We start from the raw sequence: 13,937 nt of genomic DNA, 5'->3' as shown, positions 1-13,937 counted from the left end.
GGCCCCTGAGGAAACTGTGTTCACGTTAGGACACAAGGTTTCCTACCGCAAGAGTGTCGTACGGCCCACTCGGCGGCGCCCCGCGGGCGGTGCCGCCGATGTCGCGCCGTAGCATGGCGCACCAGAGGACACGAGGTGTCATCGAGGGGCGGGTGCTCCGCGCCGTACCGCGCACCCCGTCGGCCGAGAGGCCAGGAAGAGGGAGACGCCCGTGATCAACCGGGTACGCCGGCTGCGCAAGGAACGGCTGCTGACCCTGGAGGCGCTGGCCGAACGGTCCGGCATCACCAAGAGCTATCTGTCGAAGGTCGAACGCGGCCAGAGCGTGCCCTCGATCGCCGTGTGCGCCAAGCTCGCGAAGGCCCTCGACGTCTCCCTGGACAGCCTCTTCGCCGACGCCGACGACCTGGACGAGGTCACCGTCACCCGGGCCGCGGAACGCCGGGCCCTGACCGCCCCGGACGAGCCCGGCACCCGCTACGAGGGCATGGCGCTCGACGCCGGGGCCAAGGGCATGACCCCGTTCATGCTCTACCCGCCGCTCGACGCGGGCCCCGTCCCCTTCCGGGACCACCCCGGCGAGGAGTTCGTCTTCGTCCACGAGGGGCGTGCCGAACTGATCCTGCCGTCCCGCACCATCACGCTGGACCCCGGCGACTGCGTCTACTTCAAGGCCACCACGCCCCACAAGCTCCGCTCCCTGGGGACCGGACGCGCCACCGTCCTCCTGCTGGTCTCCAGCGACCACGACACCGCCGACGACCCCCGGCCCCCGCACTCCCGCCTGCCCTGACCCGCGCCGCCGATGTCTCCGGGAGGGACTTCCCCGCCGGTCCGGCGCGTGACCCGGATCGCGGGCATGGGAGGGCATGGGTGCCGCGCGCCGGCCGAGGTTGTGGAACGAGGCACGGCCCCGCGGCGCCCTCGCGCGTCCGCGACGCGCCCCTCATTCCTTCCGGCATGCGCCGAGCCTGACCGATAGGAAGCCACCATGGACCTTCCCCGCGTCTTCACCATCCGCGAGAGCAGCCACCGCATCCACAATCCGCTGACTCCCGACAAGCTCGCCGCCCTCGGCCGGTCGCTCCACCTGGAACCCGGTACGCGGGTTCTCGACCTGGCCAGCGGCTCGGGCGAGATGCTGTGCACCTGGGCACGCGACCTGGGCTTCACCGGCACGGGCGTGGACATCAGTACGGTCTTCACCGAGCAGGCCCGGGCCCGCTCCGTCGAACTCGGCGTCGCCGACCGGGTGGAGTTCGTCCACGGCGACGCCGCCGGCCATGTCGCGGACGGGCCGGTCGATCTCGCCGCCTGCGTCGGCGCGACGTGGATCGGCGACGGCGTCGCCGGGACGGCCGAGCTGCTCGGCCGCAGCCTCCGCCCCGGCGGGCTGATGCTGATCGGCGAGCCCTACTGGCGCCGTACCCCGCCGGACCAGGAGACCGCCGAGGCCTGCCACGCCACCCGCGTGGCCGACTTCCTGCCGCTGCCCGAACTGATCGAGCGGTTCGGCGGCCTCGGGTACGACGTCGTCGAGATGACGCTGGCCGACCAGGACAGCTGGGACCGGTACCGCGCGGCCCAGTGGCTGAACCTCCGCCGCTGGCTCGACCGGAACCCGGACGACGAACTGGCGCCCGAGGTGCGGGCCGAGCTCACCACCGAGCCCGCCCGCTACACGCGCTACCTGCGCGAATACCTCGGCTGGGGAGTCTTCGCCCTGATGAAGCGCTGATCGCGGGATCCGCGCGGGCCGGGCGGTGCGCTGCCCGTCCCGCGGAGACGGTGTGCTGGGCGCCGCGCCCGCTACAGGCGCGGTTCCAGCGTGATGTGCGGCGACAGGGCACGGAGGAAGTCGGGCGCGTCGAAGAGCGCGCCGGCGGAGGCGACGCCGACCGTCCTGGTGCGTCCGCCGAGGATGCGGTCGACCGCCTCCACGACGAGCGGCGCGGTGACGGCGTAGATGTCCTGGCCGCTCGCCGTCGCCCGCCGTTCGCCGCCGCCGGACCGTACGACGACATCGACGAGGAAGGTCTGCGCGGACCGTCCGCGCGCGTCCACGGCGGTGGGCTCGGGTGTGCCCGGGGCCGCCAGGTCCCGGGCCGCCTCGACCGACATGTAGGTGCGTACGTCGGGGACGGCCAAATGGCTGGGCAGGGTGACGACATCGGCCATCGTGAACTCCCCGACGACCGGCCGGGAGCCCATCGGATCGGGGAACGGCCAGTCCAGGGTGGGCAGTTCGTCCCGGTGGTGCTCCAGCCGTCCGTTCCGGTAGCGGACCCGGCCGCCGTCGCGCCGCTGATGGGAGACCGCGCCCGCGGCCCGCGTTCCGGCGGTGGGGTGCCAGCCGCTCAGCCCGTACGCGATGTGGGCCTCGTCGGCCGTCGTCCAGTCCCCCATCGCCGCGGTGGCCAGCAGATCGCCGAGGCCGCCGTAGAAGGCCATCGCGGGGACGATCACCGCTCCCGAGGCCCGGGCGCGGTCCGCGAAGCGCGCGAACGTGTCGGCGTTGGCCTCGATCTCGGCCGCCACGTCCACGTACGGGATCCCGGCGCGCAGCGCCGCCTCGATCACGGGGGCGGCCGTCGTGGCGAAGGGGCCGGCGCAGTTGACCACGGCCGCCGTGCCGGCCAGCGCGCGGTCGAGCGCGGCCGGGTCGTCGGCCGACGCCGGACGGGTGGCCGGCCCGGCAAGGGACTCCGAGGACTCCGCCAGCGTCTTCAACTTGTCGGCGTCGCGCCCGGACAGCACCGGGACGAACCCGCGGTCCAGCAGCTCCGCCACCACGAACCGCCCCGTGTGCCCGTACGCGCCGAACACCGCCACCTTGCGTCCCGATCCCATGATTCTCCCGCATCCCGTTCTCGTGTGCCGTATGCCCGGTCGTGCCGTCGTGCCGTCGTGCTTCGACACGGGAATCCTGTCGGGCGCGGGCGGCCCGCACGAGTGTCCGGAACGACATGACCCGTACAATTCCGGACGTGACCACTGTCGCGCTGGCCGTCACCGACGGGATGCTGCACTTCGAACTGTCCCTCGCCTACGAGGTCTTCGCCGCCGCCCCGGACGCCGTGCCGGGCCCCTGGTACGACCTCGCCGTCTGCGGCCCGGGCGGCGTGCGGGCCGGCCGCTTCCGGCTGGAGCCCGACGCCGGGCTCGACCGGCTTCCGTACGCCGACACGGTGATCGTCCCGGGCTGGGCCGACGTCGACGCGGACCCGCCCGCCGAACTGGTGGACGCGGTGCGCGCGGCCCACGAGGCGGGCGCACGGGTGGCCTCCCTGTGCACCGGCGTGTTCGTGCTGGCCGCCGCCGGCCTGCTGGACGGGCTGCGGGCGACCACGCACTGGGCGCACACGCGGGTCCTCGCCGACCGCTACCCCCGGGTGACGGTGGACCCGGACGTCCTCTACGTCGACAACGGCAGCGTTCTCACCTCCGCCGGCAAGGCCGCCGCCATGGACCTGTGCCTGCATCTCGTCCGCCTGGACCACGGCGCGTCGGTCGCCAACGCCGTCGCCCGCCGGCTGGTCGTGCCGCCCCATCGCGACGGCGGCCAGGCCCAGTTCGTCACCACCCCGGTACCCGCCCCGGACCGGCATCCGCTCGCCGACCTGTTCCCCTGGGTGAGGGAACGGCTCGACCAGCCGCTGACCGTGGAGGACCTGGCCCGGCGGGCGCGGATGAGCTCCCGCCATCTGGGCCGCCACTTCAAGTCGGTCACCGGCACCACCCCGTTGCAATGGCTGCTCACCCAACGGATCCGCTACGCCCAGGAGTTGCTGGAGGCCACCGACGACAGCGTCGACACCATCGCGGCGGCCACCGGCATGGGCACCGCCACCACACTGCGCCGCCACTTCAACCGTACGGTCGGTGTCCCGCCCGACACCTACCGCCGCACCTTCCGCCTGCGCACCCGCCCCGGCCCGGGCGGTGACCCGTTGGACGCCCCGCGCGCCAAGCGCCTACGTTCCAGGGATGATTGATGCGCCGCACCGTCGTCTGATCGCCCTCGACGCGCTGGCGGCCGCGGGGTTCACGCTGTTGCCGCAGGTCTCCGTCCTGCGGCCGGCCGCCGCCGGCGGACCGGGTGACGGTGTCGTCTGGCTGCTCGCACTGTGCGCCGCGCTGCCCCTGGCCGTCCGGCGCCGGTGGCCCGTACCGGTCTTCGGGTTCGTCCTGGCCGCCGCGGGTGCGGCCCTCGCCGTCGGCGCCGGACCGGCTCCGCTGCTCGCCGCCGCCTACGCCGTGTACACGGTGGCGACGACGCGGACCCGGAGGCCGGAGCTGTCGTCGATGCTCCTGGCCGGGCTGTGCGCGGCGGGTGCCGCCCTCCTCACGCTGACGGGCGGGCGGGGCTACCCGGGCGGGACCCGGGCCGTGCAGATCCTGGTCGGGCTGCTCGTCCTCGGCGCCACCTGGGCGGCGGGTGCGGCCGTCGGCGAGCGGCGGGAGCGGTTCCGGCACGCCCTATCACGGGCGGCCGAACAGGCGAAGACGGAGGAACGCCTGCGTATCGCCCGGGACATCCACGACGTCGTCACCCACAGCGTGGGCCTGATCGCGGTCAAGGCCGGTGTCGCCAACCATGTGGTCGACACCCGCCCCGAGGAGGCACGGGAAGCCCTGAGGACGATCGAGGACGTCAGCCGCCGGGCTCTGCGCGACATGCGGGCCACCCTCACCGCCCTGCGCCAGGAGCAGGCGGGCGAAGACCGGGACCTCCGGCCGGTGCCCGGCCTGGCGGACCTGCCCGTTCTCGTCCGTACGGCCGAGACCGCGGGCGCGCGCGTCGAGCTGCGGTCCCGGTGCGCGGAGGAGCCGCCCGACGGGGTCGCGCTGTCCGCGTACCGGATCGTCCAGGAGGCGCTGACCAACGTCATCAAGCATGCCGGGCCGGCCCGTTGCCACGTGTCGATCACCGCCGAGGGCGGCAGGCTCACGATCGACATCACCGACGACGGTCCCGGACCGGGCCCCCGCCCGGTCGTGTCCGGCGGCGGAATGGGCCTGGTCGGGATGCGGGAACGGGTCGCGGCCCACGGCGGCACCCTCAGCGCGGGACCGCGGCCGGGCGGCGGCTTCCGGGTCCTGGCGACGCTGCCGTACTGAGCCGGACTCATCCGCAAGTAGGGCTTCGAGGCGCGGAGTTCGCGTGGCGATCCCGACGCGGGACCGATGTGGCCGCCGTGCACGCCCGGCAAGAATCGCCGTGTGATCAACGTCGTGAACCTGACCAAGCGGTACCGGCGGCGAGCCGTCGTGGACGATCTCACCTTCACGGTGCGGCCGGGAGCCGTCACCGGATTCCTGGGCCCCAACGGAGCCGGCAAGTCGACCACGATGCGCCTGATGCTCGGCCTCACCCGGCCGGACGCCGGATCCGTGAGCATCGACGGCCGTGCCTACCGTGATCTGCGGTACCCGGCCCGGCGGGTCGGCGCCCTCCTGGAGACCTCGGCCCCGCACCGCGGCCTGACCGGCGCCGACCACCTGCTGTGGATCGCGCGGAGCAACCGCGTCGCCCGGAAGCGGGTCGGCGAGGTGCTGGAGACCGTCGGTCTGACGGACGCGGCCCGCCGGCGGATCGGCACCTACTCCCTCGGGATGGCCCAGCGGCTCGGCCTGGCCGCCGCGCTGCTCGGCGACCCGGCCGTGCTGGTGCTCGACGAGCCGGTCAACGGTCTCGACCCGGAAGGCATCCGGTGGCTGCGCGACCTGCTGGGACGGATGGCCGCCGACGGCCGGACCGTCCTGGTCTCCAGCCATCTCATGACCGAGATGTCCCTGGTGGCCGACCATGTGCTGGTCATCCACCGCGGACGGCTGCTCGCGGACACCGGCATGGCGGACTTCATCCGGCGCCACGGCCGGACCCGCGTCCGCGTGCGGCCCTCCGACCCCGGACTGCTCGCGCGCGAGCTGGAACGCGGGGGAGCCTCGCCGATATCCACCCCCGACGGCGGCTTGGAGGTCGTCGGCCTCCTGGCGGCCGAGATCAGCCGGCTCGCCGCCGCCCACGGCGTCCTGCTCGACGAACTGAGCACCCACACGGCCTCACTTGAGGACACCTTCCTCGAACTCGTCGGCGAGGAAAGGGAGAACGGCCATGTCTGAGACCGTCGCGGCCATCCGGGCCGAGTTCACCAAAGTACGCGGCATCCGCGGCACCCGTACCGCGCTGCTGTTCTTCGTCCCCTTCAGCATTCTCGTCTCGGCCCTCAACGGCTGGTCGGCGAAGGGCGCGATCGAATCCGACCACCCCGGCCTCCGCCCCGACTTCACCCCCGAACAGGCCGGTCTGGACGGCCTCCTCTACGGCCAGCTCGCGCTCATCGTGTTCGGCGTGCTGGTGTTCGCCGGCGAGTACACCTCGGGCATGATGCGGGTCTCGCTGACCGCCGTACCCCGGCGCGGACGGCTCTACGGGGCGAAGACCGCCGTCATCGCCGGAGCCGCCGCGGCCCTCGCGGTCCCCGTCGCCGTCGCCTGCTACCTGGTCACCCAGTTCGCCCTCGGACGCCACGGCGCCCCGATCGACGCGAGCGGTGTCCCGCGCGCGTTGGCCGGTGCCGTGCTCTATCTGACGTTGATGAGCCTGTTCGCGGCGGGTGTGGCCGCGGCGAGCCGCAGCGCCGTCGTCCCCCTGGCGGTGCTGCTCCCGACCGTGCTCGCCGGCTCTCAGATCCTCTCCGTCATCGGAGCGACCAAGGAGATGGCGCGGTACTTCCCGGACCGGGCCGGCGCCCGGATGGTGGCCGTCGGCTCGGACGAGGCGTACACCGGCTTCCTCGTACTCCTCGCCTGGACCGCGGCCGCGCTGCTCGCGGGCTGGCTGCGGCACCGCCGCTGGGACGCGTGACGGACTGCGGGCGGCCTGAACACTCCTGACCGGCAAGGCCGGTGGGGTTGAATGAGCGGACACCGGCGACCCGGTGGCCCGACGACCGATACGCGAGGAAACCGGAATGGCCGAGACGGTCCGGGTACTGATCGCGGACGATCAGGCCCTGCTGCGCGGGAGCTTCCGGCTCCTCGTCGACGCGACGCCGGGAATGCGGACGGTCGGCGAGGCGGGCGACGGCGCGGCGGCGGTGGAGCTGGCCAGGGAGCTGAAGCCGGACGTCGTCCTGATGGACCTGCGCATGCCCGGCATGGACGGCGTGGCCGCCACCCGGCACATCCGCTCGGACGCGACCATGTCCGGTGTGCGGGTCCTCGCCCTCACCATGTTCGACATGGACGACTACGTCTACCCGGCCCTGCGGGCGGGCGCGAGCGGCTTCCTCCTGAAGGACGCCTCGCCGGCGGAGCTGGTGGCGGGCATCCGGATCGTCGCCGACGGTGACGGTGTGCTGGCGCCGACGGTCACGCGCCGCCTCCTGGCGGACCTCTCCCACGGCGGCGAGACGAACCGTCCCGCACCCCGCCTGATCGGCCTCACCAAGCGGGAGCAGGAGGTGCTCGTCCTGATCGCGAACGGACTGTCGAACGCCGAGATCTCCGCCCGGCTGGTGATCAGCCTGCCGACGGTCAAGACCCACGTGAGCAGCCTGCTCGCCAAACTGACCGCCCGCGACCGCGCACAGCTGGTCGTCATCGCGTACGAGAGCGGCCTGGCCGAGCGCGGAATGCCGGGCTGAGCGCGGAACACCGGTCCGAGCACGGAACACCGGTCCGAGCGCCGTCATGCCGGGCCGAGTCCCGAAGAGCCACGGGCCGAGCACCGGGAAGCCACGAGCCGCGCGCACAGCGGCCCGTGGCCCCGAGGCCCTGGCCAGAGCAAAGCGGATCGTGATTTATGCTTCAAGGCGGCCACGAGGCAGTGGCTCGTCGCTTGCGTGGCAACCGCGGAACCGGCGGGGGGTCCTGCCGGTCGAGGAGCGCGCGCGTCGGGGCCTTGGTCCGGAGGGGACCGTACGCCGCTGATCATGCAGATCCCGGGGGAACCGACGTCATACCGGCACGTCGCGCCGGCACGTCTTCCAGCGGAGCGGGGAACCCGGTCCACCCGCCCGTGATTCAGAAGACCCCAGGGAGAAGTGAGGTATGCCAGTGATCTGCGTCGGTGGCATGATCGGAATCGGCAAGACGAGCGTGGCCGAACTGCTGGCCGAGTCGTTGGGCAGCGAGGTCTTCTACGAGAGCGTCGAAGACAACCCGATCCTTCCGCTCTTCTACACGGCGAGCCCCGAGGAGATCCAGGCCAAGCGCTACCCCTTCCTCCTCCAGCTCTACTTCCTGCAGACGCGGTTCGCCGCGATCAAGGACGCGTACAAGGAGGGCAACAACGTCCTCGACCGGTCCATCTACGAGGACTGGTACTTCGCCAAGGTCAACCACGACCTGGGGCGGATCAGCACCCTCGAGATGCAGGTGTACGAGGGGCTGCTCGACGAGATGATGCGCGAGATCGACGGCCTGCCGTACCGCAAGGCGCCCGACCTGATGGTCTACCTCAAGGCGGACTTCGAGACGGTGATGCACCGGATCGGTCTGCGGGGCCGCGACTTCGAGCAGGACGAGAGCCTGGTCGAGTACTACCGGACGCTGTGGTCCGGCTACGACGACTGGGTGCACAAGCACTACTCGGCCAGCGAGGTCCTGGTCATCGACATGAACTGCACCGACGTCGTGAACAACCCCGAGGACGCGATCCGCGTGGCCCAGGAGGTCAAGGAGGCCCTGGCGGCCGGCGGCTGCCAGGTCTGACCCCGCCCGGCACACCAGCCCCCTCGGCCCCCTTCCGGAGCCGCTTCGCGCGGCCCCGGGAGGGGGTCGGTGCATGAGGGGGTGAGGGGGAGGGCCCGCACGGGCTACACGGGCTAGATGTCGCGGAAGATCTCGATCTGCGCGCCCACCGAGTTGAGGCGCTCCGCGAGGTCCTCGTAGCCCCGGTTGATGACGTAGACGTTGCGCAGCACCGAGGTGCCCTCGGCGGCCATCATCGCGAGCAGGACGACCACGGCCGGGCGCAGGGCCGGCGGGCACATCATCTCGGCGGCGCGCCAGCGGGTGGGGCCCTCGACCAGGACGCGGTGCGGGTCCAGGAGCTGGAGGCGGCCGCCGAGGCGGTTGAGGTCGGTGAGGTAGATGGCGCGGTTGTCGTAGACCCAGTCGTGGATGAGGGTCTTGCCCTGCGCCGTGGCCGCGATGGCCGCGAAGAAGGGCACGTTGTCGATGTTGAGGCCGGGGAACGGCATCGGGTGGATCTTGTCGATCGGCGCCTCCAGCTTGGAGGGGCGGACCGTCAGGTCGACCAGCCGGGTGCGGCCGTTGTCGGCGGCGTACTCGGCGGAGCGGTCGTGGTCGAGGCCCATCTCCTCCAGGACCGCGAGCTCGATCTCCATGAACTCGATCGGCACCCGGCGGATCGTCAGCTCCGACTCGGTGACGACGGCCGCGGCCAGCAGGCTCATCGCCTCGACCGGGTCCTCGGAGGGGGAGTAGTCGACGTCGACGTCGATCTGCGGGACGCCGTGGACGGTGAGGGTGGTGGTGCCGAGGCCGTCGATCCGTACGCCCAGCGCCTCCAGGAAGAAGCACAGGTCCTGGACCATGTAGTTGGACGAGGCGTTGCGGATGACCGTGACGCCGTCGTGGCGGGCGGCCGCGAGCAGGGCGTTCTCGGTCACCGTGTCGCCGCGCTCGGTCAGGACGATCGGGCGGTCGGGGGAGACGCCCGGCTCGACCTGGGCGTGGTACAGGCCCTCGGTGGCGGTGATGTCGAGGCCGAAGCGGCGCAGCGCGATCATGTGCGGCTCGATCGTGCGCGTGCCGAGGTCGCAGCCGCCGGCGTACGGCAGCTTGAAGCGGTCCATGCGGTGCAGCAGCGGACCGAGGAACATGATGATGGAACGGGTGCGGATGGCCGCCTCCGCGTCGATCGACTCCATGTCGAGCTCGGCGGGCGGCACGATCTCCAGGTCGACGCCGTCGTTGATCCAGCGGGTGCGGACGCCGATGGAGTTGAGGACCTCGAGGAGCCGGAAGACCTCCTCGATGCGCGCGACCCGGCGCAGCACCGTACGGCCCTTGTTGAGCAGCGTGGCGCACAGCAGCGCGACACAGGCGTTCTTGCTGGTCTTGACGTCGATGGCGCCGGAGAGCCGGCGGCGGCCCACCACGCGCAGGTGCATCGGGCCGGCGTAACCGAGAGCGACGATCTCGCTGTCGAGGGCCTCGCCGATGCGGGCGATCATCTCAAGGCTGATGTTCTGGTTGCCGCGTTCGATCCGGTTCACGGCGCTCTGACTGGTGCCGAGGGCTTCGGCGAGCTGGGTCTGGGTCCAGCCGCGGTGCTGACGGGCGTCACGGATGAGCTTGCCGATGCGCTCGAGGTAATCGTCGGTCATGGCGTCACGGTATCTCAGATATGAGATGGTGCGCGCGGTGGGGTGATCTGTCAGGGTGACGGAGTGTGGGCAATGGGGTGACGGGGTTCATAGAGGGGCAGTTCGGTACCACTCGGCAGCCGCACGGCCGCGACGAGGCCCCAGCGCTGGTCGGTGACAGGCCGTGAGATCTCCGCGCCCCGGTCCTCCAGGGTGCCGAGGGTCTGCGCGATGTCCTCGCACATCAGGTAGATCTCGTGCCACGGTTCACCGTCGGTGGGGTGGACCGCGATCTCGGCCGGCGGCAACCGGAAGATGAGCCAGCCGCGCCCCGCGTCGACATGGTCGAAGCCGACGACGTCCTTGAGGAAGTCGCGGTCCGCCTCCGCGTCCCGGGTGTAGATGACCATATGCGCGCCGCTGAACATGCCTCGATGGTCGCCTTCGGGGCGGTCGGCGGCAATCGCTCCGCTTCCGTACGGAGTAGGGGGGCGGGCGGTGGGGTGCGGCTCCGCGTCAGGGCCCCGCCGCGCGCGCCGCGGTCACGCCTGCCGCAGCCGCATCCGCTGGACCTGGCGGGCGAGGGTCCGGCGGGCGGGTGCGGTGCCCTCGGTGTACGGGCCGGCCGCCCCGCCCGTGTCGAGGGCGCGGGCGATCCGGTCGTACGCCTCCCGCGCCTCCTGGTGACGGGGGCCCAGGGCGGCCCGGTGGGTGCGGAGGTCCTCCTCGACGAGGCGGCGCAGCGCGTCCACGTTCCGTTCGGTGAAGCGTTTGCGGCCGCGCGCCAGGGCCTGGGTCAGGCGCGCGGACCGGGCCGTGCCGCCGCCCGCGGATCCGGTGGACTCGCCGGACTCGGCGACCTCCTCGGCGATCGCCTCCGCGAGGCCCCACAGGCGCCCTTCGAGCCAGGGCGCGTCCTCCTGGTCGAGCGCCAGCCCGCCCGTGTCCGCCGCGCCGTGGGATCCCGTCACCTGCTTGGAGACGGCCGGCTGGCTCATCCCGGCGAGCCGGGCGAGCCGGTCCTGGGTCCAGCCGGCGCCGGCCAGGACCCGGATCATCTCCGCGCGCAGCCGGCGCATCTCCTCGCCCGCGCGGATGACCTCGTTCAGCCCGGCGAACATGACGGCGAGCTGCTCCTCCGTCGGATCCGCCCCGGCCGCCCCCGCCTTGGTCGCCCCCGCCTTGGTCGTGCCCGCTCCGGTCGTGCCCGCTCCGGGCGCCCCCGCCCCGGCCGCCCCCGTCGGTGTCGTCGGCGTGCTCGTCACGCTGCTGCCCTCCTCCACTGCCATCACCCCGTTATACAACGCGCTCGACAGAGGTCATAACCAGGTTGTACAACCTGGTTATGACCTCGATGGCCTCACCAACCCCGGATTTCCTCACCGCCCCCGACGGCACCCGGCTCGCCTTCCGCGCCCTCGGTTCCGGCGCCCCACTGCTCTGCGTCCCCGGTGGCCCCACCGATTGCGGCTACCTCGGCGACCTGGGCGGTCTCGCCGCCCACCGCACCCTGCTGCTGCCCGACCCGCGCGGCACCGGATGTTCCGCCGTGCCCGCCGACCCCGCCTCGTACCGCTGCGACCGGCTCGCCGACGACATCGAGACGCTGCGCGCCCACCTCGGGGTCGAACGGATCGACCTGCTCGGCCATTCGGCGGGCGCCAACGTCGCCGTCCAGTACGCCGCACGCCACCCGCACCGCGTCGGCCGGCTCCTCCTCGTCACTCCCGGCACCCGCGCCGTCGGCATCGACACCACCGTCGAGGAACGCCTGGCGCTCGCGCGGCGCCGCGCGCACGAGCCGTGGTTCCCCGCCGCGTACGCCGCCCTCGAAGCCGTCAACGCGGGCACCGGCACGGACGCCGACTGGGAGGCCGTCACCCCCTTCCGGTACGGCCGCTGGGACGCCGCCGCCCGCCGCCATCACGCCGCGGCCCGGCCCGCGAACCCCGAGGCCGTCGCCCGCTTCGGCACCGAGGGCGCCTTCGCTCCGGACGCCACCCGCGCCGCCCTCGCCGGCCTTGCCGCCCCGGTCCTGGTGCTCGCGGGCGAGCATGACCTCAACAGCCCGCCGTCGGCGGTCGCGTCGCTCGCCGCCCTGTTCACGGCCGCCTCGCACCTCGCGCACACGGTCCAGTCCGGCGCGGGCCACTACCCGTGGCTGGACGATCCCGCCCGCTTCACCGCGACCCTGACGGACTTCCTGGAGACCACGCCACCCGCGCCCCGCCCTGTCGGTGGCGTGTCGTAACGTCCCGGACGCCTTGCCCCGCCCCATCTCGCCCCGCCCGCCCCTCCGCCTCGCGCCCGTTCCCCGGAGACCCCGTGCCGCACCCCGCCCGTCTCGTGGCCACCCTCGCCGCCCCGCTGCCCTTCACCGGCGCGGACGACACCCCCTGGCTGACGCCCTGGCCGGCCGCCCGGCTGCTCGTCCAGCGCGGGGAGACGGAACTGATCGTGCGGCAGGTGGCGGCACCGGCCACGGCCGAGCCGATCCGCTTCCCGGCGCCCTGGCCGCGCCGGTGCGGGGACGCGGTCGTCTCACCCGGCGCCACCCTGGCCGTCTTCTCGGGGCCGCACGGGCTGCGGGCCGTCGACCGGACCGGGGCCGTGCGCTGGGAACTCGGCCACGCCTGCTGGGCGCCTTGCCCGGAGGGCGGGGCGGTCACCTCGTACGCGGCGGACGATCACGCGCACCGGTACGCGCCCAGCGGCTCCACGTGCTTCTCGGCCGACGGCACGCTCGTCTGGGCGCACGTCCGCGGCCCCCTCGCGGGCGACGCGCCCGTCCAGGGACCGGGCTCGGGCGAGGAGGAATGGCTCGTCCTGGACGCGGCGGACGGCTCGGTTCTCGCGCGCGCCGAGACGGGCACCGCGGCGGCCGGCTCGTTCCATGTACCGCACCCGGATCCCTCGCGCATGGGGCTGACTATCGGCGAGGGCCAGGACGGCTCCCCGCTGCGGTGGGGGCGCTTCGACGGGCGCGCCCTCACCGTCGACCGTCTCGGCGACGACGACCTCGTCCTGCTGGCCGTCGGCCCCGGCGGCGACCGCCTGCTCACCGTGACCCACGATCAGGACACACTCGCCGTCCGCCGGCTCGCCGATGGAGCGGTGACGGCGGCACTCGACGCGTCCGCCATCCCGCCACGAGCCCCCGAGTCCAGGGACGAGGAGGAGGGGGAGGACGAGCAGGACGAGGAGGAAGCGGACCCGGCGTACTTCGACTACGCGGGAGGCTTCGTCGACGAGGACACCGCCGTCTTCGGATCGGTCGAGAGCGACGACGAGCACGGCGACCTCCGGCACTGGCTCGTCGACACGGCCCGGATGGCGCGCGTCGAGCGGATCGGCTACCCCTTCCCGGTGGAGGTCCCGCCCACGGCCCTGGGCGACGGCACCTGGTACACGACGTCCCGGGCCGACAACGCCCTCCACGTCTGGTCCCGCTGACGCGCCTTCGGCGAGCCCCGGCGGCCCCGTGGGACGCGCCCACCTCCAGGTGATCGGGCATATGGCTGACAGCGAGCCACTCCCGGGCGTGTCAAGGAAGCGTGACCGGGCAGCGGTGGTCGTTTTGCCGCTTTTATGGCA

The 13,937-nt window shown here is 72.9% G+C and carries 14 protein-coding genes; 10 read left to right on the top strand and 4 right to left on the bottom strand.

The window, feature by feature from the left end; translation table 11 throughout:
* Nucleotides 1-211: 211 nt before the first annotated feature.
* Nucleotides 212-793 (top strand): helix-turn-helix domain-containing protein, encoded by a 582-nt coding sequence (locus ABZ693_RS01700; protein ID WP_359872197.1) that lies wholly within the window; start codon nucleotides 212-214, stop codon nucleotides 791-793.
* 198 nt (nucleotides 794-991) lie between these two features.
* Entirely contained in the window at nucleotides 992-1,738 is a 747-nt protein-coding gene (locus tag ABZ693_RS01695) for an SAM-dependent methyltransferase (protein WP_359872194.1), read from the top strand.
* A gap of 71 nt (nucleotides 1,739-1,809) precedes the next feature.
* Here ABZ693_RS01695 and ABZ693_RS01690 read toward each other — a convergent pair whose 3' ends face one another.
* Nucleotides 1,810-2,850 carry a saccharopine dehydrogenase family protein gene (locus tag ABZ693_RS01690; RefSeq protein WP_359872192.1) on the bottom strand — a complete coding sequence of 347 codons (1,041 nt, stop codon included), beginning with the start codon at nucleotides 2,848-2,850 and terminating at the stop codon, nucleotides 1,810-1,812.
* 137 nt (nucleotides 2,851-2,987) lie between these two features.
* Here ABZ693_RS01690 and ABZ693_RS01685 point away from each other — a divergent pair, with 137 nt between their 5' ends.
* The 6 genes from ABZ693_RS01685 to ABZ693_RS01660 all read left to right on the top strand — a co-directional run bounded on the left by ABZ693_RS01685 (nucleotide 2,988) and on the right by ABZ693_RS01660 (nucleotide 8,721).
* On the top strand, nucleotides 2,988-3,995 hold the full coding sequence (locus ABZ693_RS01685; RefSeq protein WP_359872190.1) for a helix-turn-helix domain-containing protein: 1,008 nt from the start codon (nucleotides 2,988-2,990) through the stop codon (nucleotides 3,993-3,995).
* Complete coding sequence (locus tag ABZ693_RS01680; protein WP_359872188.1) at nucleotides 3,988-5,121, top strand: sensor histidine kinase; 1,134 nt, start codon at nucleotides 3,988-3,990, stop codon at nucleotides 5,119-5,121. The genes ABZ693_RS01685 and ABZ693_RS01680 overlap by 8 nt, the downstream gene beginning before the upstream one ends.
* Before the next feature lie 102 nt (nucleotides 5,122-5,223).
* Nucleotides 5,224-6,126, top strand: a complete 903-nt coding sequence (locus tag ABZ693_RS01675; protein ID WP_359872186.1) for an ABC transporter ATP-binding protein — start codon at nucleotides 5,224-5,226, stop codon at nucleotides 6,124-6,126.
* Nucleotides 6,119-6,871, top strand: a complete 753-nt coding sequence (locus ABZ693_RS01670; RefSeq protein WP_359872185.1) for an ABC-2 transporter permease — start codon at nucleotides 6,119-6,121, stop codon at nucleotides 6,869-6,871. The genes ABZ693_RS01675 and ABZ693_RS01670 overlap by 8 nt, the downstream gene beginning before the upstream one ends.
* Nucleotides 6,872-6,977: 106 nt before the next feature.
* On the top strand, nucleotides 6,978-7,652 hold the full coding sequence (locus ABZ693_RS01665; protein ID WP_359872183.1) for a response regulator: 675 nt from the start codon (nucleotides 6,978-6,980) through the stop codon (nucleotides 7,650-7,652).
* Nucleotides 7,653-8,058: 406 nt separating this feature from the next.
* On the top strand, nucleotides 8,059-8,721 hold the full coding sequence (locus ABZ693_RS01660) for a deoxynucleoside kinase (protein WP_359872181.1): 663 nt from the start codon (nucleotides 8,059-8,061) through the stop codon (nucleotides 8,719-8,721).
* A gap of 113 nt (nucleotides 8,722-8,834) precedes the next feature.
* Here ABZ693_RS01660 and ABZ693_RS01655 read toward each other — a convergent pair whose 3' ends face one another.
* The 3 genes from ABZ693_RS01655 to ABZ693_RS01645 form a co-directional block, all read right to left on the bottom strand.
* On the bottom strand, nucleotides 8,835-10,364 hold the full coding sequence (locus ABZ693_RS01655) for a helix-turn-helix domain-containing protein (protein WP_359872179.1): 1,530 nt from the start codon (nucleotides 10,362-10,364) through the stop codon (nucleotides 8,835-8,837).
* 50 nt (nucleotides 10,365-10,414) lie between these two features.
* On the bottom strand, nucleotides 10,415-10,771 hold the full coding sequence (locus tag ABZ693_RS01650) for a VOC family protein (RefSeq protein ID WP_359872177.1): 357 nt from the start codon (nucleotides 10,769-10,771) through the stop codon (nucleotides 10,415-10,417).
* A gap of 114 nt (nucleotides 10,772-10,885) precedes the next feature.
* Nucleotides 10,886-11,632, bottom strand: a complete 747-nt coding sequence (locus tag ABZ693_RS01645; protein WP_359872175.1) for a sigma-70 family RNA polymerase sigma factor — start codon at nucleotides 11,630-11,632, stop codon at nucleotides 10,886-10,888.
* A 65-nt stretch (nucleotides 11,633-11,697) separates the two neighbouring features.
* On the opposite strand from ABZ693_RS01645, the gene ABZ693_RS01640 reads away from it, so the two are divergent.
* The gene (locus ABZ693_RS01640) at nucleotides 11,698-12,594 is read left to right on the top strand and encodes an alpha/beta fold hydrolase (protein ID WP_359872492.1); all 897 of its coding nucleotides are present in this window, start codon (nucleotides 11,698-11,700) and stop codon (nucleotides 12,592-12,594) included.
* 74 nt (nucleotides 12,595-12,668) lie between these two features.
* Entirely contained in the window at nucleotides 12,669-13,796 is a 1,128-nt protein-coding gene (locus ABZ693_RS01635; RefSeq protein WP_359872173.1) for a hypothetical protein, read from the top strand.
* Nucleotides 13,797-13,937: the final 141 nt, after the last annotated feature.

Source organism: Streptomyces laurentii (assembly GCF_040635425.1).
GTDB lineage: Bacteria > Actinomycetota > Actinomycetes > Streptomycetales > Streptomycetaceae > Streptomyces > Streptomyces laurentii.
The sequence above is the reverse complement of the archived record's forward strand: the minus strand, read 5'-3'. Positions and strand labels throughout refer to the sequence as shown.